Source organism: Ochrobactrum sp. EDr1-4, from assembly GCF_049199085.1.
Taxonomy (GTDB): Bacteria; Pseudomonadota; Alphaproteobacteria; order Rhizobiales; family Rhizobiaceae; genus Brucella.
The window spans coordinates 401103-420975 of sequence record NZ_JBLZOF010000002.1 but is presented as its reverse complement, the minus strand read 5'-3'; the positions used below and the strand labels follow the sequence as shown (position 1 = coordinate 420975).

Sequence of the window (19873 nt, the reverse complement as noted above, 5' to 3'; positions counted from 1 at the left end):
ATTGTGCGGCAACAAATGCTTGGACAACATTGCTTTAAGGCGCTAACCCTTGCGGCATGACAAAGCTCGACACCACACATGAAGCGGCTTCAATTGCCTCGGCTCTACGCACCATCCGGACCGAAAATGCGGGGCTCTTAGCGCTCGAAGATGCGCTGAACAATGGCCTGTCTGCGCCTTTTGCGGAAGCAGTGAAGACGATAGTCGGTTCTAAAGGCCGTCTGGTTGTCACCGGCGTTGGTAAAAGCGGCCATATTGGTGCCAAGCTTGCTGCGACTTTTGCTTCCACTGGCACCTCGGCTTTCTTCGTGCATTCGGCGGAAGCCAATCATGGCGATCTTGGTATGATCGGCACAGATGATGTTATTCTCGCAATGTCATGGTCGGGTGAAACGGCGGAACTCAAAGGCATCGTCAATTATTCCCAGCGCTTCCGCATTCCGCTGATTGCGATTACTGCGGGTGAGGATTCAGCACTAGGACGTGCAGCCAATGTCGCGTTGCTGCTGCCAAAAGTGCAGGAAGCTTGTCCGCATGGCCTCGCACCAACAACATCAACAATGATGCAGTTGGCCATCGGCGATGCGCTGGCTATCGCACTTCTCGAAGCACGCGGTTTCAGCCCAACAGATTTTAAAACCTTTCATCCAGGCGGTTCGCTTGGTGCGAGCCTTGTTCATGTTCGCGAGATCATGCACAAGGGGGATCGACTGCCGCTGGTCACAGTTGGTACATTGATGCCGGAAGCCATGAAGGTGCAGGCACAGAAAAGTTTCGGCTGTGTGATTGTTGTGGAACAGGATGGGCAGCTGGCGGGTATTATCACTGACGGTGATATTTCACGGAATCTGGCCCGCAATCTCTCAGAGCTTGCGGTCGATGATATTATGACCCGAAAGCCCAAAACAGTTGAGCAGAATTTGCTGGCCAGTGCAGCGCTTAGCCTTATCAACGAGAAGCATATCGGCGCGTTGATTGTTGCTGAAAACAATCGCCCGATTGGTTTGGTTCACTTCCACGATCTGCTGCGAATTGGCGTCGCTTAATCTAGAGCGCATCCCGAAAAGTGTGAAGCGGTTTTCGGACAAAGATGCGCGTCTAAGGAAGGTGGCTGTTTACACAGCCACCTCCATCTCAAGCGTAATCGCGTCAAATGAAACAATATGCACTTCGGTACCAGCCGGTAGGTCCGGACCTTTAATGCGCCATGTCGTGTCGTTGATGCGGATACGTCCCCGGCCATTGACGATTGGTTCTGCGAGCGTCGCACGTTGACCAACAAGCTGATCGCCACGCCGATTGAGTAATGGTTCATCCTGACGATCGCTGGAGCCGAAAACACGACGGCCTGCCAGCACGAAGATTACGGAAAGCACTAGAAACAGAACAATTTGCAATTGCCAGCCAAAACCTGCAAGTGAGCCAAGCAGGAAGGAAATGCCGCCTGTCACAAGAGCAGCAAGTCCAAACCAGATTAAGAAAATGCCGGGTGCCATAATTTCCAAAATGAGCAGGACGAGGCCGAGAACGAACCAACCCCAGAGCCCAAGTTGTGACAGGAAATGAATAATCATGGCGTTAATCCTGTCTTAGCTGCGGGTCGTTGGAACACTGCGAGAGCGCGGTGCAGGTGCAGTTGGCGCCGGATCAACGGGGTGACTGCTATCTCCAAACACTTCTTTTGCAATCGCGCCAATGCCAGCCAGCGAGCCGATTAGCGAGCTTGCTTCAAGCGGCATTAGAACCACTTTCTGGTTCTTAGCGCTTGCGATATTGCCGAGTGCTTCAGTATATTTCTGTGCAATGAAGTAGTTCAGTGCCTGAACATTCCCGCTCGAAACAGCATCGGAAACCAGTGTCGTTGCCTTAGCTTCAGCTTCTGCAAGACGTTCACGTGCTTCAGCTTCACGTTTTGCGGCTTCGAGCTTGCCCTCAGCTTCGAGAATCTGTGACTGCTTCTGACCTTCAGCACGCAAAATTTGCGCGTTGCGGTCGCCTTCAGCTTCGAGAACCTGCGCACGCTTGTCACGTTCGGCCTTCATCTGACGGCCCATCGAGCTGATAATGTCGGCTGGTGGATTGATGTCTTTGATTTCCACGCGGGTCATCTTAAGACCCCACGGGTGAGCTGCTTCATCGACAACGCGCAGCAGGCGATCATTGATCGCATCGCGGTTGGAAAGCAGTTCGTCCAAATCCATTGAACCCATGACAGAACGGATATTTGTCATGGTGAGATTGAGGATTGCATATTGCAGGTTTGAAACCTGATAAGCGGCCTGTGCGGCGTTCAACACCTGATAAAAAGCGACGCCATCTACGCCGACAATCGCATTATCGCGGGTAATAACTTCCTGCGTCGGAACATCGAGCACCTGTTCCATCATATTGAGGCGTGCGCCGATTCGGTCGAAGAATGGCACAATGAGATTAAGGCCCGGCATCAGCGTGCGTGTGTAGCGGCCAAAACGCTCAACGGTATAATTGTAACCCTGCGGCACGGTCTTTATGCCTGCAAAAAGCGTAATAAGTACGAGTGCAGCTAAAATCAGCAGCGTGATGTCAAAACCAGTCATTATCCAAACCCTCTAAATTAAACCCAACCCTGCAACTCGCGACGGACGAGTGTCTCGATGACTTTCATGCCTTCTTCGCTATCGTTGAGGCACGGTATGTGGCTGAAGTTTACGCCGCCAGCCTCATGAAATTCTTCCGCCGCTTCGTGGCCGATTTCATCAACTGTTTCCAAGCAATCCACCACAAAGCCGGGATTGAGCACTGCAACGGATTTTACGCCCTGCTTGGCCAGTTCCACAAGGGTTTCGTCGGTGTAAGGCTGGAGCCACTCTTCCGGTCCGAAACGTGACTGGAAAGTTGAGCGGAACTGTTTTTCATCCATTCCAAGTCGAGCGCGCAAAAGCCGTGATGTTTCAAGGCATTGCGAACGATAAGGATCGCCTTTGTCGGAATAGCTTTTTGGAATTCCGTGATAGGAGGCAAGGATGACTTCCGGCTTGAAATCGAGCGTTGCCAGATGCTTCTCAATAGATTGAGCAAGCGCTTCAATATAGACCGGCTCGACTTCATAGGACGGGATCGTGCGCACCGCTGGCATGAAGCGCTTTTTCATCAGAACTTCAAAGAACTTATCGTTCACCGTCGCAGTCGTGGTGGCTGAATATTGCGGATAGAGCGGGAACATGACGATGCGTTCGCAGCCCTGTTTCAACAACCGATCCGTCACGTGTTCAATCGAAGGTTGTCCATAGCGCATGGCCCAATCAACGATGACGTTCGCCTCGTCTTTGAGGGCGACTGCAAGCTTTTCACCCTGAGCGCGGGTATAGGTGCGCAGAGGAGATTCGTTTTTCTCATGGTTCCAGATGCGGTCATAGAGCTTGCCTGAACGCTTTGGGCGTACAGTCAGCACGATACCATAAAGGATCGGATACCAGAAAAGACGCGACCATTCGATTACCCGACGGTCAGAAAGGAACTCAGCGAGATAGCGCCGCATCGGAGCATAGCTCGTGCCATCTGGCGTCCCGAGATTGACCAGCAACACACCAACTTTTGGCTGTTTGACAGCATGGCTGGCTGGCGTGGCGATCACTTTATCTGTCTCACTCATTTTCCGACTCCTGCTTTGCCGGAAAACTAGAGAAAAAAAGGCAAATTACAATCCTAACAATGCCAAAGGCCGTTGAATTGTCAGTTATTTGGGACAGGAACGCATGAAAAAACGGCACACGCAGAAAGCGTATGCCGTTAAACTATCATGCAGATAGATTTTAAGCGCGGCGCGTCAGCGAGAAGCGCGAGCCTGCCGATGATGTGCAGTTAAGCTGGTTCTGCGAAACGAGTGCGCAATTCACGCGCGAAGATGTTCCGCGCACGATTGAACGCATGTCGATCTCAACGAGCTGTGGCGACTGGTAACGATAGTTGCCTTCGGCCAACTTTTCATTGGTGTCGGTCGAGCGCGTTTCGAAGATGCCACCATTGAACGACGAGACGATGCCGTTTGGATCAGCCCAACGACCATCAATGCCAGAGGGTGCACGATTGACGACAGGGACATTGCCACCACCGCCGGGGCCGGTTGCCACACAACCTGCAAGCGCGAGCGATACGATTGCCGTAGAGCCGATGATGCGGAAGCGTTTCATGTCCATTTTCTCCGTAAGAGTGTTTAGCGTGTGATGTATGGAAATTTACACGAATACAAGCCCTGTTGAAGAGTATTATGAGATTGTTGCTCAAGTGCCGCAATGGTGATTGCCCGGCAAAGGCCGGGCAATCACGTGCAATTTAACGAACCAGAATGTTTCGGAACTGCCATGGGTCTTTGGTATCAATGTCTTCTTCAAACAACACGCCACGGCCTTCAAGCGGGCTCCAATCGGTATAATATCCTTTGACGGGGCCGAGATAAGGCAGCTGCACTTCGAGGCAGCGGCGATAATCCATTTCGTCGGTTTCAACGATGCCGCTTTGCGGGTTTTCAAGCGCCCACACCATGCCAGCAAGTACCGAGGAAGACACCTGCAAGCCCGTTGCGTTCTGATAAGGTGCCAGCTTGCGGGCTTCTTCGACGCTGAGCTGCGAGCCATACCAATAGGCGTTTTTTTCGTGACCATAGAGCAGAACGCCCAGCTCATCCGAGCCGTCGAGAATTTCGTCTTCTTCGAGAACATGCTGGACCGTCTGCGCACGTCCGCTACCGCCAAACATTTCATCAAGCGAGAGAATGGCGACATTACTTGGGTGATAGGCATAGTTACAAGTCGGGCGGTATTCCAGCTTACCCTTCTTGCTTCGCACAGTGAAGAAGTCGGCAATCGAAATTGCTTCATTGTGGGTTACAAGCAGGCCATATTGTGCGCCGTGGGTCGGGCACCATGTGCGAATGCGCGTGTTGCCGCCAGGCTGTTCAAGAAAGATCGCAGCCTTGTTGCCCTTTTTCTGTTTGCGGGCATTCTTCGGTTTCCAGTTTTCGTGGGTGCCCCAGCCAAGCTCGGCAGGCTGCAAGCCTTCAGAAATAAAACCTTCGACCGACCATGTGTTCCAGAACGTATCAAAGGGCTTTGGTTCTTTGGCGCGCTGTGTATCGCGTTCGGCGATGTGAACACCTTTCACGCCGACCTTCTTCATGAGCTTTGCCCAGCCCTGACGGTCATCGGTGACAGGCTCTTCAAATTCTAATTTGAGTTCGGTTGCGAGATCAATCAGCGCCTTTTTTACAAACCACGACACCATGCCGGGATTTGCGCCGCAGCAGGAAACAGCGGTAGGGCCGCCCGGATGTTTTTTCTTTTCAGCGCATACCGTTTCACGCAGTGCATAATTTGTGCGCGCGGCATTGTCTGCCTTTTCATCAAAATAGAAGCCCAGCCATGGCTCGACAACCGTATCGATATAGAGCGCGCCTTCTTCACGGCTGTAGCGCATCAGGTCGAGCGAACCAGTGTCGACGGACAGATTGACGATGAACGGTTGGCCTTCGCCTTCCTTGATCAGAGGCCCAAGAACCTTCTTGTAATTGTCTTTTGTGATCGCTTCCTTGATGAAGCGGATACCCTTGTCATCCAGTATCTTGCGGTTCTTCTCAGATGGATCGATGACGACCAGACGGGACTTGTCGAATTTGAAATGGCGTTCGATCAGTGGCAGGGTACCGCGCCCGATCGAGCCGAAGCCGATCATAATAACAGAGCCGGTAATTTCGCCATAGACTGGCCATTTCGCTTTCGCCATTTTCTTTCTCTCTCCTGCCGCAAGGATGCAGCGCTTGGTATTTCCGGGATGCGGAATTACTTATTTTGCTACGATAGCACAGGTTCATAGAAAGAAAGAAACGTCACAAGCCTATGACAGCAAACGTGTTTAACGAATTTATATGGTAACCAGCTGAGCCCGGATCATTCCGCGCAATGAATTGCCGACAAGAATGTTGCGTGCGCGGGTGAGATCGTCCACCGTCACAACGCCCTCCTGAACGACGTTATTGTTCAGAAGTTCGCGTCGTAGAACACCGTCGAGCAGACCACATGAGAGGGCAGGGGTGACACAGGTGCTGCCGCCAATATCGAGGAAAATCGATGTGATGGTGCCTTCGCAGATTTCTCCACGATCATTAAGGAGAATGACTTCGTCCACTTCCGCTGGCGAATATTCTTCACGGGCAGAAATATAGACTCGGCGTCGAGTCGTCTTGTGGCGGAGCAACGCATCGTCGTGGTTGAGACGCGTTTCAGCCAACGCGATGCGCCACACAGTTTGAGCCAATAGCGGTTCGTAGGGCGCGGCGGTTATTGTGATCAACCCATCAGGGGCTAAGGTTAGCCGGAGTTTGAGAGGGTTTTCACCTACACTAATTTCGGAAATTTTCTGATGGACTGTTTCCATATTGTAATGGAAACCGAGTTCGCGTGCTGAATTTTCCAGTCGCGCCATATGGAGATCAAAACGCAAAATGCCAGAAAGCGGCTCCCAGCGCATTGTCTCGATCAGCTGATAGTCTGGTTCCGCATCGCTGGTCGCTGTCCCGTTGCGAACCGTGCTTTCAGAAGACATTCCTCATACTCCGCTTGCGCTGTGGAATCGAAAACCACGCCGCCCCCGACATTGAAAATTGCACGATTTTGCTCAAGAAGCGAGAGCGTGCGAATGGCAACATTGAACCGCATGCGTCCGCTCGGTTCTATCCAGCCCAGTGAGCCGCAATAGATGTCGCGCGGGACGCTTTCCAGTTTGCGCAGAATTTCCATCGCGCTGATTTTCGGCGCGCCGGTGATGGAGCCGCAGGGAAAGAGCGCCTTAAAAAGAGAATGCAAGCTGAGGTTCGGCTTCAGTTTTGCGCGCACACGGCTGATCATTTGATGCACGGTTGGATAGGTTTCGACCCGGAAAATTTCAGGCACATCAAGCGATCCGACTTCGCTGATCAATGAAATATCATTACGTAACAGATCGACAATCATGCGGTTTTCCGCCTGATTCTTAGGGTCGTTCATCAGGAACTGGCGGTTCGCCTCATCCTCAAAAGGGGTGGCACCGCGCGGCATGGTGCCCTTCATTGGATGTGTTTCGATATAACCTTCGCTATCCACTTCAAAGAAAAGTTCCGGCGAACGCGACAAGATGATCGGGCCACCGAGATCGCAATAGGTCGCATAGCGGACAGGCTGACGCTTTGCGAGCGTGTTGAACAGCACGAGTGGATCGCCGTCCCATTCAGCATGAACCGGAAATGTCAGATTGCCCTGATAGCAATCGCCTTCGCGCAAATGCTGGTGAAGGCGTGCAAACTTCGGCTGGTAATCCTCAAGCGACCACTGGGCGATCGGTTCACGTAAGTACGTGATGTTGTCATCGCTGCGCGAGTGCAAGGCTTCATCTGATGGGCCATCGAAGACACCAAAGCATAAAAGCGGTGCTTTGCGACCTTCCGGTAGGAGCTCTTTCAGTTTGTGTTCAAGCAGATAGCCCGCTTCATACGAGAGATAGCCTGCAAGCCACTTGCCCGCTTCGTGGGCGCGTTGCATGGCCTCCCATGCCGCTTCGAACGTATCTGGCGTATCGGCACGGATAATCGAAGACGGAGCCGCGAATAAAACATCGCGGCCCGCCTTGTCATCCCGAAAAAGGATTTGCTGCCTATTCAAACCCCTATTCATCAAACCCTTGTGGGTCACGAATTTGCTCAGTCTTCCATGGCTTCGAGTTCGTCGATGATGCCTTCCACCACCGACAGGCCCTTGCTCCAGAAATCCGGATCGGTTGCATCAAGGCCAAATGGCGCCAGCAGTTCCTTGTGGTGCTTGGTGCCACCCGCTTTCAGCATGTCGAAATACTTCTGCTGGAAGCCTTTTTCCGAGTTCTGGTAGACGGCATAAAGCGAGTTTACCAGACAATCGCCGAAGGCATAGGCATAGACGTAGAACGGCGAATGGATGAAGTGCGGAATATAGGTCCAGAAGGTTTCGTAACCCGGATTGAGATTGACTGCATCGCCAAGGCTTTCGCGCTGCACATCCATCCAGATTTCGCCGATACGCTCTGATGTCAGTTCGCCTTCGCGGCGCTCGGTGTGAACACGACGCTCGAACTGGTAGAAAGCGATCTGGCGCACGACCGTATTGATCATGTCTTCGGCCTTTTGAGCCAGCATGGCCTTGCGCTCGCGCTTGTTGGTGGTGCGTTCAAGCAGCGAGCGGAACGTGAGCATCTCACCAAAAACGGAAGCCGTTTCAGCCAGTGTGAGTGGCGTCGATGCCATCAGCGCACCCTGTTCGCCAGCCAGCACCTGATGCACGCCATGGCCAAGCTCGTGGGCCAACGTCATTACATCGCGCGGCTTACCCATATAGTTGAGCAGCACATATGGATGGGCGGAAGGCACTGTTGGATGCGCAAAAGCACCCGGCGCCTTGCCCGGACGCACCGGCGCGTCAATCCAGTTCTTGTCAAAGAATTTCTTGGCGATTTCGGCCATTTCAGGCGCGAAGTTGCCATAGGCGGAAAGCACGGTTTCGCGTGCCTCATCCCACGAGATCAGCGCCTGCGGTGTTTCCGGCAGCGGCGCATTGCGATCCCAGTTCTCCAACTTTTCAAGGCCGAGCCACTTGGCTTTCAACGCATAATAGCGGTGTGAGAGGCGTGGATAGGCTGCTTCAACGGCACTGCTGAGCGCATCGACAACTTCACGTTCAACGCGATTGGCAAGATGGCGGCTGTCGGCAATATCCTGAAAACCACGCCAACGGTCGGAGATTTCCTTGTCCTTGGCCAGTGTATTGGTAATCAGCGTGAAGGTGCGAAGGTTTGCGCCAAAAGTCTTCGCAAGCGCTTCAGATGCCTTTTTGCGCACCGCACCATCTGCGTCCTGCAACATGTTGAGGGTCTGCTCGATAGCCAGTTCTTCACCGTCAATTTCAAAACGAAGGCTCGACATGGTTTCATCAAACAGGCGGTTCCATGCGCTATAGCCAGTGATCGATTTTTCATGGAAAAGCTGTTCCAGCTTGTCCTCAAGCTCATAAGGCTTGTCGAGACGAAGATCTTCCAGCCATGGACGATAATGAGCGATCGCCGGATTGGAGACGATAGCTTCTTCAAGTATCCCGTCATCAATACGGTTGATTTCGAGACTGAAGAAAATCAGCGGTGTGTTGGCGTCAGTCAGCTTCTGCTGCACATCACCAAACAGCTTCATACGCTTGGGGTCGGTGGTGTCGCCGTAGTAATAAAGGCCCGCAAAAGAAGCGATGCGGCCCATAAGTTCGCTTAAAGCTTCATATTCCTTGATCGCATCGGCAAAATTTCCGCCATTGGTCTTGGCTGCCTCTTCGCCAAGCTTACCCTTCCAGCGTGTCTCAAACGTTGCTGCATCCTTCGCCGCCTTTTCGAGATCAGCTTTTAGTTCAGCGCTCTCGGCAGAAGGGTAAAGGTCAGCCAGATTCCATTCCGGCAATTGTCCAAGTTTTGTCGCTTCGGTCATTGCATTCTCCTGTTGCCCTCTTCTCGCATGTCTTTTTCAACACGCCAAGGGGTTAGGGCGCGGTGTTGGTGTTTCAACAATTCTGAGGATGAAATGTGCTTCGACCTTATCAGGGGTTGCATTCAAAGGAAGCGCTACTCCAAATGCACGCCTGAAATAAGACACATACTGGATATTGGGATATAGAGACGTTTAAACCATCGGTAGATAGCAGTTCATGAGTACGCGTATTCTTATAGTTGATGATGATCCGATACAATGCAGAGGCCTTGAGGCAGCTGTTATGCGTATGGGTTATCGCACTATTCTTGCAGATGGCGGCATCAATGCTCTTAACATTATCGGAAGCCGCAAGGACGTCTCGCTTGTCCTTCTCGATCTAAGTCTGCCGGATTTGGACGGATATTCGGTTCTTGCGAAAATCCGTGAATCAGGCATTAGCATTCCGGTGATTGCGCTCGTTCTTGATACTGAGATTGAGAACGCAATGCACGCTATTCGGCTTGGTGCGATTGATTTCATCGTCAAACCCGCTGCTTTTGAGCGGGTCCAGGTGTCTATAGCGAATGCATTTAAGCTGGATTCGCTAACGCATGAAATAAAACGTACCCGCATTTCGCAAAAAAGTGACATTTCACTCTCGGAAATGTCATCCAAAAGTTCGGAAATGGAGAAAGTCGTTTCTTTAGCACGGCGTGCTGCGTCACTCGACACTCCTGTATTGATCGAAGGTGAAGTAGGTACAGGTAAAGAAACACTCGCGCGTGCAATTGTTAGCGGTGGTAGCCGATGGCAAGCGGCGTTTGTTGCAGTTGATTGTCGATCTCTGTCGAGAGAAAGTGCAGATGAAATCCTCTTTGGACAGTCTGCTGCTCGTGCTTTTTTAAAGCCTGATAATGTGCCTTTTCTGGTCGCGGGAAAAGTAGCAGAAGCAGAAGGCGGTAGCCTGTTTTTCGATCAGATCAGCGCGTTGCCCCCACGTACGCAGCAGCGCTTATTTGCTTTTATCAAGGCAAGTCAGTCTGTACTGTCTGATGCAAAAGGCTCGCTTTTCAGTGATGTTCGTTTGATTGCTTCCGACAGTCATTGTTTGGCTGAGTTGGTTCAGCTAGGACAGTTTCATCCAGGCTTGTATCACTTTTTCGCATCATTTTCGATAAAGATGCCTCATCTGCGTGATCGCTCAGTAGATATACCGGGTTTGGCACATCAGTTTTTAATGCGCTTTGCGAGTGAGGAGCGGCGCGGGCACATTGCGGGCATCACGCCTTATGCGTTGGAGTGTCTCAAATCGTATGATTGGCCTGGAAATGTGCGCGAATTAAAAAACGCAATTTATCAGGCAGTGATTCTAAGCAATGAATCGGCTCTCACGGCACGAGATTTTCGTCATATTGGGTTTGATGCGATCATGCCGGCCTCAAAATCGTCGCCTGAGAACATAATATCTCCACTTGCGGCGGTAGTTCCGCATAATAATGGGACGGCTATTAGCAGTATCGATTTTGAAGGACAGGTTCGAACATTGGCAGCAGCGGAAGAGCAAATGATCCGTATTGCAATCGCACATTATGACGGGCAAATCAGTGAGGTCGCTCGCCGATTGGGCATTGGGAGAACGACTCTTTATCGGAAATTGAAGGAATACGGCGTTGATGTGGCGACTATTTCCCACAAGGCGCAAGATGACGCTTTAGATGTCGATACTCATATTACTCGACATACTTCGCGTGGATAATGCCTGTTAAAGCCATATAAAATATCGACTTTTTGATTGTTCCTGTCTGTGTTGCCAGAATGTTAGCATCGATGAAGATTGTTAATAGTTTTTTTACTATGTTGAAAATAGATGCGTGACTGTGGCTTTTTTGCCATGGTGTTTCCTCATTTGTTGTTCACTAAGTGTCCATTAACCATTAAAACCGACAATCAGGGTTCACGCATATTCGTTTTTTGAACTCTGATACGGCCCCTAGGGCGGACAACACGGTAAGGCGATATAATTCGATGAGCAGCATATCGACTATCAAAGCACGGTTGGCGAAAGTCTGGACAGGATTGTTCAATTCGGCTTCTCAGGTTCGAGCGTCTGCTTCGACAGCTTTGGTTGCAGCGGCGATTGTAACGGCACTGGCGCCTTCGCAGGCATCTGCCGAAACACGTACGCTGAAGCTCTATTATGTTCATACGGGTGAAAAGGCAGAAATCACCTTCAAAAAGAACGGCAAGTTCCTGCCGGACGGCTTAAAGAAGCTGAATGTCTTTCTGCGCGATTGGCGTCGCAACGAACCAACCCGAATGGATCCGCGTCTGTTCGATCTCGTTTGGCAGGTTTATCGCTCGACCGGATCGAGCCAGTATATCACTGTCGTGTCCGCTTATCGTTCGCCTGCGACCAACAACATGCTGCGTTCCAAGACCAGCGGTGTTGCTAAAAAGAGCCAGCACACGCTTGGCCGCGCGATGGACTTTTTCATTCCGGGTGTACCGCTTGCGAAACTACGCGCCATTGGCATGCGCTATCAGGTCGGTGGCGTTGGCTACTATCCGCGCTCCGGTTCGCCCTTCACCCATATGGATGTGGGCAATGTTCGTTCGTGGCCACGCATGAGCCGTCGCGAACTGCTGGCACTGTTCCCAGATGGCAAAACTGCTCACCTTCCAGCTGACGGCAAGCCATTGCCGGGCTATGAGCAAGCATTAGCGATGATCGAACGACAAAAAGCCAGTGGCGGCAATGTCATGATGGCAAGCAATTCTGCGCCAAAAAAGAGCAAGACGCTGTTTGGTGCACTGTTTGGCGGCGGTGGCGCTGATGAAGAAGAAGATAATGGTGATGTAGCGCCAGCGGCTGCTCGTCCTGCCCGTGCCGCTCCTGTTCGTCAGGCTCCAACACCTGCTGCTCCAGTCCAGACGCCACAGCCTGAAGCAATGATCGCTGCTTTACCTGCACGTGATGCGCCAATTCCGATGCAGGCTCCGCGCCCTGAAGCAATTGTAGAAGTTCCGCAGCAAGCTGAAGAAGCACCTGCGGTTGCATTTAACGTTCCTATTCCTTCTAGCAAGCCTGCTAATGCAGCGCAGGACGCAATTGCTCTTGCAGCCGCCGCAGTACCGGAAGATGCTGCTGAGCAGCAAGTCGCTGATGCTGGGACAAACGCGATGCTGACCGGTTTTGTTCCCGTCCCATCAATGCGTCCGCAGCAGGAAACAGCACCACAATTGGCAGCGGCTGTTGTTCCCGCGATGCGTCCGCAGTTAGCGCAAGAAAATCCGCAGGATGCGATTGCGCAGATCGTTAATAATAATCCGCAGTCAGAGACAACGGTTGCCGATGCTGGCAATGTGATTGCCCAGGGTAATGCGGCGTCCTATCCGCTGCCTAAGGAAGCGCCACGTGCCAATACGCAATTGGCGCTGGTTTCTAAAAAGGACGAAATTGGTGAGCTGATTGCGCCACCAGAGGATGATTTTGAGACGCAGCAGGTTGCTTCCACAAAGCCACAGCCAGTGAAGATTGCGCCTGTTAAGACCGCATCTGTTGCAAAGACGGCCCCATCACGTTCACATGTTGCTGCCGTTGGTCATACTGCGAAAACTGGCGCTCGTTCAACGGGCAAGGGTGATCGTCGTATTGCCGCCGCAGCTTCACGCCCAGCGCCAATGGTCCAGCCAGCTGCAATTCCAGCTTCTGCGGTCGCTATGTCGACGGAGTCCGTCGCACAGACTGCACCGGCAACCAATGCGGTTCTGCGCAACGATGCGATGAGATCTGCGCCTGCTATGGTCTATACCGCGGGCTTCCAGCGTGGAGATTTGCCAAGCGAACGCTCCAGTCAGTTCAGCGGAAATGCTGTGACGTTCCTAACCGTAGCGAAGTTTACCAAAATCAACTGATCCTATTGCAAGTAAAGAAAAAAGGGGCCGTGAGGGCCCCTTTTTTTATTGCGCTATTTAAAAGCTCATTTCTTCAAACCTGCGGCTTCCACAGCGAGCTTTGTAATGCCATCCCAATCGCCTGCCTCCAGCAATTCTTTTGGTGCAACCCATGAGCCGCCAACGCAGACAACATTTGGCAACGAAAGATAAGTTTTGGCATTTGCAAGGCTTACGCCACCAGTTGGGCAGAAGGTTAATCCTGCCAACGGTGAGGAAAGCGCTTTCAGGAACGGCGCACCACCAGCCTGTTCTGCTGGGAAAAATTTGAGATGCGTGTAGCCTTCTTCGCGAAGGGCGAGCATTTCGCTTGGGGTGATTGCCGCAGGCAGGAGAGGCACGTCGCTATCATCGGCCGCCGCGAGAATATATTTCGTGGCGCCGGGGCTTACGATGAAGCGCGAACCAGCCTTGGCTGCTTCTTCATATTGCTTTGCATTGAGGATAGTGCCTGCGCCAACGATTGCCTCTGGTACTTCCGACGCTACTGCACGGATTGCATCGAGTGCTGCTGGCGTGCGCAGCGTGATCTCGATTGCAGGCAAACCACCTTTGGCAAGCGCGCGTGCCAAAGGAACCGCATGTTCGGCCTTATCAATCAGCAAGACGGGAATGACGGGCTGGCCTTGCAAGACGGGAACGAGAAGATCGGTTTTCTGCGGCATGGGCTTGCTCTTCTGATGGAGGTTGAATGGCTAAAACCGATTTAAAGTGCATAGACCTATTTGTCTACCGCATGCACAATAGTCTAAGCGGAAGTTCATTCTGAAACTTACGATATCTTTTTCCAGAATGAACTCTAAGCGGGAAAAGCCAGTGCGGCAATCAGATTGAACCGCTTTCCAAAGGCTCGAGATTGGCTTCGATACGATCACGATAGGCTTCATAGCGGTTTGGCAGTTTGAGTGCTTCGCCGAGATGCGCGGTGTCTTCATCGCGGTCAAAGCCAGGCTCGTTAGTTGCCACTTCAAACAACACACCACCCGGCGTGCGGAAGTAGATCGCCCAGAAATAATCGCGGTCGATCACTGGCGTAACGTGGTAGCCCGTGTCCATAAGTGCCTTGCGTACTTCAAGCTGTGCAGCACGATCTGGCACCGCAAAGGCGATGTGGTGGACAGAACCAGCACCCTGACGTGCAGCCTGAGCGGAAGGCAGGGCTTCAAGGTCAATCGTATCGGCACCATTGCCATTCGGCATGATGAAGCGGCTGACATTACCTTCAGTTTCAGCGCGTTCATAACCCATGAACTTCAGCAGTTCGGCACTGGCATCTATATCGTGAAGCCGCATACGTGCGCCGCTGAATCCACGAATAGCGACATCCTCAGACACACCTGCGCTCATCCACGGTGCACGCTTGTCATCGTCTATTTCGACGAGCGCGAAACCATCGCCATCCGGACCCTGAAAACGCAGGCGCTCGGAGCCGAATACACGGTCAGCTTCAAGGCCGGTTACGCCTCTAGCAACAAGGCGGTCTTTCCAGAAGCCGAGGGAACCCTTTGGCACTGAGAATTCGGTTTCACCGACTTCGCCAACGCCTGGACGGCCGCGAACAATGTTTGGGAAAGGAAAGTAGGTCATGACCGAGCCGGGCGTGCCGACTTCATCGCCGTAATAAAGGTGGTAAACACTTGGCTCGTCGAAGTTGACGGTCTTTTTTACACGACGCAGGCCGAGTGTGTCGGTAAAGAAGCTGTTGTTCTGGCGCGCATCAGCGGCCATTGAAGTGACGTGGTGAAGGCCCTTAATCTGGTTCAGCATGATATTTGCCTTTCTGCGGCATTACCGCTTTGCAATCTTGTTGAGCCGAATTTAAGAGACTTGATAGTTGATAACAATTGTCGCAGTAATTGCTAATCTATTACGCAGAGTGCAATAATCAAATGAATGAACTGAAAGCGCTGAAAACTTTCCTTCTGGCGGCAGAGAAGCGAAATTTTGCGCAAGTCGCACGCGAGCTGGATATGACGCCAGCCTCCGTTACCCGCACAATTGCAGCACTGGAGGAAGAACTGGGTGTGCAGCTTTTTGTCCGCACAACACGGCAGGTTTCATTGACAAGCGATGGCGCAGTCTTCGCAGCGCGTATTGAACCGGCAGTCGATGCACTGGAAGCAGCGCGGCATGAACTCATGAATGTGCATAAGGCCGATCAGGGGCGATTGCGTATTAATGCGCCGATGTCGCTCGGCCAGCAGGTGCTGCCGCAAATTCTTTCCGCATTTCGTGAGCTTTACCCAAAGATTGAGGTGGAGCTGTCGCTGACCGACCAGATGCTTGATATTGTTGAGCAGGATTTCGATCTGGCGATCCGTATTTCCGGCGCACCATCGGATAAATTCACCATCTGGCGCAAGATCATTGAGATCAAGCGGATTTTGGTCGCGGCTCCCGGTACGTCATATGTTGATGTGGCACATCCGAGCGAACTGACGTCCGATGGCTGTCTCGGTTATAGTTCCGAGAGCCGCCGTGAAAAGTGGGCTTTGTCGGATGGAAGCTCAACCGTCAATGTCTCCGCGGGACGCATGATCAGCGCGAACAATGGTGAAGTTTTGGCCAATATGGCAGCTGGTGGGGCAGGGGTTGCAATGCTGCCGACCTTTATTGTGGCGGAACATCTGCGCACGGGTCGCCTGGTGCACATCTTGCCGGAATGGTCGCCGCCGCAGCTTTGGTTGACGCTCTATTACCCGCCATTTCAGAAGTTACCGCCACGTATTGCGACATTCTCAGACTTCTTTGAGCGTGAGATTAAGGCAATTATCACCAGAATAGTATAGTTTTTTGCTCAAAGGCGAAGAGTTGGAATCCCTATTTGAGCTAAACATTGATCGCTTTTCAGCGAAAATCATAGAAAGGAAAACAATGAATTCTTAGCGACGTATTTCGCAGTAAGAGATTTGCCAATATCGGCAAAGATGTTAAATCGGATTTATTGATATTTTTTCGCCGGTATTCCAATGATTTTGCTGTTCGTCTCGTTTGTATCAAGCGCCATTCTCTGTGGTGCTTCGCTGTATATTCTATCCGTTTTGTTGCCGAGATCTTTTCTCGCAGCAGGCTTCAATCCACGATCAAATCATAATGTACCCGCGCAGCAAATTGGTGGCCTTGCGCTTATTCCCGCAGCGCTCATCACTCTGTTTACATTCGGGCCGGACCTCGGAATCACGGTCGAGCTAGTCAGTTTTTTATCGGGTGCATCCATATTGTTATGGGCCGTTGGTGCGCTGGATGATCGGTTTGAATTGCCCGTCTATTTGCGTTTTGGATCGCAACTGCTCGCAAGCTGCTTGGTTCTTTATGGTTTGGGGCCGGAATATAGATTGTTGCCGGATTTGCTTCCGCATTGGTGTGAAGCAATTTTGATTGTCATTACACTTGTTGCGGCAATCAATATAACAAATTTTATGGATGGATTGGACTTAATGACGGTGGCGGGTTTGGGGATTCCGCTGCTAGGTATTGTTATTTTGACTGTACTGCATTTTGCCGGTGTTGAAAGTGGCGCGCTTGCAGCCATCCTCGCAGGAGGTCTATTAGGCTTCTCGTTTTTTAACCGCCCACCAGCACGTATTTTTTTAGGTGACTCCGGTAGTCTGCCTCTCGGGTTAATGACTGGTACAGCTTTATTGTTGTTGGCGCGTGAAACGCACATAACTGTAGCAGTCGTTCTTCCACTATACTATGTTTTTGATGCTGGAACGACAATTCTCCTGCGTTTGGCAGCAAGGGAAAATGTATTGAAAGCTCATTCCAAGCATGCGTATCAGATGGCAAAAAGATCAGGATGGAGTGTTATTAAAGTAGTTTCGCACGTTGGAGTTTTAAACGTTATTCTAATAATGTGCGCCGCTTCAATGCTGTATTTTAATCACTTACTCTCTCAGATAATATTCCTGATGGTCGCGATTGTTGCTGTTCTTTTATTATTGCTGGATTTTCGTGGTCGCTTTAAAAAGCTATGACATCAAAAAGTACTTTGCGAATGGCTGTGACATCATTTGTGTCCATAGCAGCACGTAGCTCATTTAAGCTTTGCATAACATCTACATCTGCTTTTTTACCCTTAGGAGCACGCATGATTTTTGGATGTCTTGTTGTTCGTGCCTGCGATGGGTCGTAAAAAAGCTCTTCATACATCTTCTCACCTTCGCGAATGCCGGTGACTTCAATTGCGATATCGCCTTGTGGGTTATCGCTGTTGCGAACTGTAAGTCCTGCAAGGAGAATCATGTTTTCTGCGAGATCTCTGACTTTTACGGGCTCACCCATTTCCAGTAAGACGGTATCTCCTGTTTCGGCAATCGCACCAGACTGCACGATCAGTTCGGCAGCCTCTTTGATCGACATAAAATATCGCGTCATATCTTCATGAGTCAGAGTTACTGGCCCGCCATTGGCGATTTGCTCGCGAAATAATGGAACAACTGAGCCATTTGACCCAAGAACGTTGCCGAAACGTACAGAATAAAAAGAGGTATTTTTACCTGCTTGTTCAGCTAGCATTCCGTAATAATACACGATGAGTTCAGCCCAGCGTTTCGTTGCACCCATGACATTTGTGGGGCGAACCGCTTTGTCAGATGAGATAAGCACCATGCGCTCAACATCGGTGGCAAAACATGCCGAAGCCACATTGAGCGTTCCAAAGACATTGTTACAGATGCCAATCAACACATTCTTCTCGACAAGAGGTACATGTTTGTAGGCTGCACAATGGTAAACGGTATCAACGTGATGTAAGCGGATGATGTTTTCTAGGATATCTTTATCTTGTACTGACCCCAAAACGGGTACGATTTCACACGATGCGGTTCGTTGGAGCTGACGTTCAATTTGGTAAAGTGCAAACTCACTAGATTCAAAGAGGACGATAGAATCTGGTTTCCATTGCGCAATAATTTGGCAAAGCTGACTACCTATGGAGCCGCCCGCGCCAGTGATCATAATACGGCGTCCTTCGACCACTTCGCGTAGCATAGTGGCATCAGGTGGAACCGGAGAGCGCCCGAGAAGATCATCAATTTCGACATTACGTAATGAACTGACGAGGTATTTTCCGGTTGTAAGGTCAGCAATGGGTGGAAGAATACGCGTGCTAACCGGTAACGGGCTAAGGACGCGTGCAAATTCTTGCCGCTGAGCCTGAGTTAACTCCGGTTCAGATATGATGACTTGTCTGATGCCGTAATTTTCAATCAGTTGCGGTATCTGTTTTGTGGAATAGACGCGAAGTCCGGTGATATCCATGCCGTTCAGCATGCCGCTTGGGTCAACAAATCCAATTATTTGTGTGTCGCTATGGCTTCTTAAAGCGGCAGCTAGCTGACGTCCCGGTTCACCAACGCCTACGATGATTGCCGAACTGGAATATGTTTTTCCACCTCCAGTATTGCGTAGAAGCCACTTTGCCCCAAATCGACTGGCTGAGATCAGCACCGTGCTGAGTAGCCAGTACAGCAGTGGTACAGAACGAGGTAGCCCCGAACTGCCATATAGTTCCATTAGAAATACGAGAGCGACCCAAAATAGCGCGGCGATTGCAGTCGCCTGGAAGATTGGCCAAATTGAGCGTTCTGCAAGATACCTGATTATTGCCCTGTAGAGCCCGAAACGAATGAAAACGGGAATTCCTAATAGGGGGGCAATTATTATAAGAAAGAACTGGGCGTGAGAGGGAACGAAAACGAAACCCAGTCTCATAACGAACGCGAGGTAGGCGCTGAGCAATAGAAGCAAGCAGTCGCTTATGAGCAAAATTATCTGTTTGCTCAACCGTGGCAGGCCAGCTAGCGTTTGCCATTGAGAGTTTAAATTCATATGAATTATACCCTATGTCTCTCTCCAAGAGAGAATAAAAGCAGATTTTAGCTAAGTCTTATACTGGCCAAAAACGTATTTTTCCCTGTTTGCTAAACGAAAAGCAACACACTCGAATCATTACTATCATGAGTCCCTAGTTGGGCCTATATCAATTGCTATTACAACAACTTAACAAAAAGTCTATACATTGTATCACTTGTAACAATTTGGCCCTAGCATTGTCAAAAAACTACCGCTGACCATGAATAAATTAGGAAAATTAGCCGTCCATTATCTGAATGCTGTGGCGGGATAAAAAGCAGTCAAATATTAATCAATCTCTTAAACTTCAGTGTTGAGCTGTTTGCAGTCGAAGCTCATTATATTTTTATTGTTTCCATCTCAAAATGTGAAGCAATGTGGACAGTTTAATATTACGATAATCCAAATTTCTAAAAGCAAAAATCCCGGACAAAGCCGGGATTTTGATGCCTAGCTAACCGGAAAAACTGGAGCGGGCGAAGGGATTCGAACCCTCGACCCCAACCTTGGCAAGGTTGTGCTCTACCCCTGAGCTACACCCGCTCGCGCCAGTCTTCTCTGCGGAGAGAGAAGTCGTTT

The 19873-nt window shown here is 50.8% G+C and carries 16 protein-coding genes and 1 tRNA gene; 5 read left to right on the top strand and 12 right to left on the bottom strand.

Translation table 11 applies throughout. The annotated features are described in order from the left end of the window. Positions 1-56 precede the first annotated feature (56 nt). Entirely contained in the window at positions 57-1046 is a 990-nt protein-coding gene (locus ACOZHT_RS08340) for a KpsF/GutQ family sugar-phosphate isomerase (RefSeq protein WP_339509967.1), read from the top strand. 69 nt (positions 1047-1115) lie between these two features. Here ACOZHT_RS08340 and ACOZHT_RS08335 read toward each other — a convergent pair whose 3' ends face one another. From ACOZHT_RS08335 to ACOZHT_RS08300, 8 genes are all read right to left on the bottom strand, one after another. After that, complete coding sequence (locus tag ACOZHT_RS08335) at positions 1116-1574, bottom strand: NfeD family protein (protein ID WP_250042188.1); 459 nt, start codon at positions 1572-1574, stop codon at positions 1116-1118. 15 nt (positions 1575-1589) lie between these two features. Beyond that, positions 1590-2576 (bottom strand): SPFH domain-containing protein, encoded by a 987-nt coding sequence (locus ACOZHT_RS08330; RefSeq protein ID WP_339509965.1) that lies wholly within the window; start codon positions 2574-2576, stop codon positions 1590-1592. Between the two features lie 17 nt (positions 2577-2593). Next, positions 2594-3631, bottom strand: coding sequence for a ferrochelatase (hemH, locus tag ACOZHT_RS08325; protein ID WP_339509964.1), 1038 nt, complete (start codon positions 3629-3631; stop codon positions 2594-2596). A gap of 160 nt (positions 3632-3791) precedes the next feature. Then, complete coding sequence (gene omp10 / locus ACOZHT_RS08320) at positions 3792-4169, bottom strand: outer membrane lipoprotein Omp10 (protein WP_339509963.1); 378 nt, start codon at positions 4167-4169, stop codon at positions 3792-3794. Between the two features lie 142 nt (positions 4170-4311). Further along, positions 4312-5757, bottom strand: coding sequence for a homospermidine synthase (locus ACOZHT_RS08315; protein ID WP_339509962.1), 1446 nt, complete (start codon positions 5755-5757; stop codon positions 4312-4314). Between the two features lie 138 nt (positions 5758-5895). Beyond that, positions 5896-6576, bottom strand: coding sequence for an aminotransferase class IV family protein (locus tag ACOZHT_RS08310; RefSeq protein ID WP_339509961.1), 681 nt, complete (start codon positions 6574-6576; stop codon positions 5896-5898). Beyond that, entirely contained in the window at positions 6510-7679 is a 1170-nt protein-coding gene (locus ACOZHT_RS08305) for an aminodeoxychorismate synthase component I (protein WP_339509959.1), read from the bottom strand. The genes ACOZHT_RS08310 and ACOZHT_RS08305 overlap by 67 nt, the downstream gene beginning before the upstream one ends. A gap of 26 nt (positions 7680-7705) precedes the next feature. Continuing rightward, a complete protein-coding gene (locus tag ACOZHT_RS08300) occupies positions 7706-9502 on the bottom strand; it encodes a M3 family oligoendopeptidase (RefSeq protein WP_339509958.1) in 1797 nt (598 codons plus the stop codon). A gap of 217 nt (positions 9503-9719) precedes the next feature. Here ACOZHT_RS08300 and ACOZHT_RS08295 point away from each other — a divergent pair, with 217 nt between their 5' ends. Both ACOZHT_RS08295 and ACOZHT_RS08290 read left to right on the top strand, forming a co-directional pair. Further along, positions 9720-11240: a sigma-54 dependent transcriptional regulator gene (locus ACOZHT_RS08295; RefSeq protein ID WP_339509957.1), complete on the top strand. Its 1521-nt coding sequence runs from the start codon at positions 9720-9722 to the stop codon at positions 11238-11240. Between the two features lie 269 nt (positions 11241-11509). Next, on the top strand, positions 11510-13399 hold the full coding sequence (locus tag ACOZHT_RS08290; RefSeq protein ID WP_339509955.1) for a DUF882 domain-containing protein: 1890 nt from the start codon (positions 11510-11512) through the stop codon (positions 13397-13399). A 65-nt stretch (positions 13400-13464) separates the two neighbouring features. On the opposite strand, the gene ACOZHT_RS08285 is transcribed toward ACOZHT_RS08290, so the two are convergent. Further along, positions 13465-14103: a 2-dehydro-3-deoxy-phosphogluconate aldolase gene (locus ACOZHT_RS08285; RefSeq protein WP_339509954.1), complete on the bottom strand. Its 639-nt coding sequence runs from the start codon at positions 14101-14103 to the stop codon at positions 13465-13467. A gap of 160 nt (positions 14104-14263) precedes the next feature. Continuing rightward, entirely contained in the window at positions 14264-15205 is a 942-nt protein-coding gene (locus ACOZHT_RS08280) for a VOC family protein (RefSeq protein WP_339509953.1), read from the bottom strand. A 122-nt stretch (positions 15206-15327) separates the two neighbouring features. Here ACOZHT_RS08280 and ACOZHT_RS08275 point away from each other — a divergent pair, with 122 nt between their 5' ends. Both ACOZHT_RS08275 and ACOZHT_RS08270 read left to right on the top strand, forming a co-directional pair. Further along, positions 15328-16227 carry a LysR family transcriptional regulator gene (locus ACOZHT_RS08275; RefSeq protein WP_421565555.1) on the top strand — a complete coding sequence of 300 codons (900 nt, stop codon included), beginning with the start codon at positions 15328-15330 and terminating at the stop codon, positions 16225-16227. Positions 16228-16407: 180 nt separating this feature from the next. Beyond that, on the top strand, positions 16408-17415 hold the full coding sequence (locus tag ACOZHT_RS08270; RefSeq protein WP_339509951.1) for a glycosyltransferase family 4 protein: 1008 nt from the start codon (positions 16408-16410) through the stop codon (positions 17413-17415). On the opposite strand, the gene ACOZHT_RS08265 is transcribed toward ACOZHT_RS08270, so the two are convergent. Next, complete coding sequence (locus ACOZHT_RS08265) at positions 17402-19270, bottom strand: nucleoside-diphosphate sugar epimerase/dehydratase (RefSeq protein ID WP_339509950.1); 1869 nt, start codon at positions 19268-19270, stop codon at positions 17402-17404. The genes ACOZHT_RS08270 and ACOZHT_RS08265 overlap by 14 nt on opposite strands. A 492-nt stretch (positions 19271-19762) precedes the next feature. Further along, positions 19763-19837 (bottom strand) — tRNA-Gly (locus tag ACOZHT_RS08260). Positions 19838-19873 lie beyond the last annotated feature (36 nt).

Coding starts and splice junctions, on each gene's coding strand:
- ACOZHT_RS08340 (WP_339509967.1), top strand. CDS start 57: ATGACAAAGCTCGACACCACACATGAAGCGGCTTCAATTGCCTCGGCT.
- ACOZHT_RS08335 (WP_250042188.1), bottom strand. CDS start 1,574: ATGATTATTCATTTCCTGTCACAACTTGGGCTCTGGGGTTGGTTCGTT.
- ACOZHT_RS08330 (WP_339509965.1), bottom strand. CDS start 2,576: ATGACTGGTTTTGACATCACGCTGCTGATTTTAGCTGCACTCGTACTT.
- hemH (WP_339509964.1), bottom strand. CDS start 3,631: ATGAGTGAGACAGATAAAGTGATCGCCACGCCAGCCAGCCATGCTGTC.
- omp10 (WP_339509963.1), bottom strand. CDS start 4,169: ATGAAACGCTTCCGCATCATCGGCTCTACGGCAATCGTATCGCTCGCG.
- ACOZHT_RS08315 (WP_339509962.1), bottom strand. CDS start 5,757: ATGGCGAAAGCGAAATGGCCAGTCTATGGCGAAATTACCGGCTCTGTT.
- ACOZHT_RS08310 (WP_339509961.1), bottom strand. CDS start 6,576: ATGTCTTCTGAAAGCACGGTTCGCAACGGGACAGCGACCAGCGATGCG.
- ACOZHT_RS08305 (WP_339509959.1), bottom strand. CDS start 7,679: ATGAATAGGGGTTTGAATAGGCAGCAAATCCTTTTTCGGGATGACAAG.
- ACOZHT_RS08300 (WP_339509958.1), bottom strand. CDS start 9,502: ATGACCGAAGCGACAAAACTTGGACAATTGCCGGAATGGAATCTGGCT.
- ACOZHT_RS08295 (WP_339509957.1), top strand. CDS start 9,720: ATGAGTACGCGTATTCTTATAGTTGATGATGATCCGATACAATGCAGA.
- ACOZHT_RS08290 (WP_339509955.1), top strand. CDS start 11,510: ATGAGCAGCATATCGACTATCAAAGCACGGTTGGCGAAAGTCTGGACA.
- ACOZHT_RS08285 (WP_339509954.1), bottom strand. CDS start 14,103: ATGCCGCAGAAAACCGATCTTCTCGTTCCCGTCTTGCAAGGCCAGCCC.
- ACOZHT_RS08280 (WP_339509953.1), bottom strand. CDS start 15,205: ATGCTGAACCAGATTAAGGGCCTTCACCACGTCACTTCAATGGCCGCT.
- ACOZHT_RS08275 (WP_421565555.1), top strand. CDS start 15,328: ATGAATGAACTGAAAGCGCTGAAAACTTTCCTTCTGGCGGCAGAGAAG.
- ACOZHT_RS08270 (WP_339509951.1), top strand. CDS start 16,408: ATGATTTTGCTGTTCGTCTCGTTTGTATCAAGCGCCATTCTCTGTGGT.
- ACOZHT_RS08265 (WP_339509950.1), bottom strand. CDS start 19,270: ATGAATTTAAACTCTCAATGGCAAACGCTAGCTGGCCTGCCACGGTTG.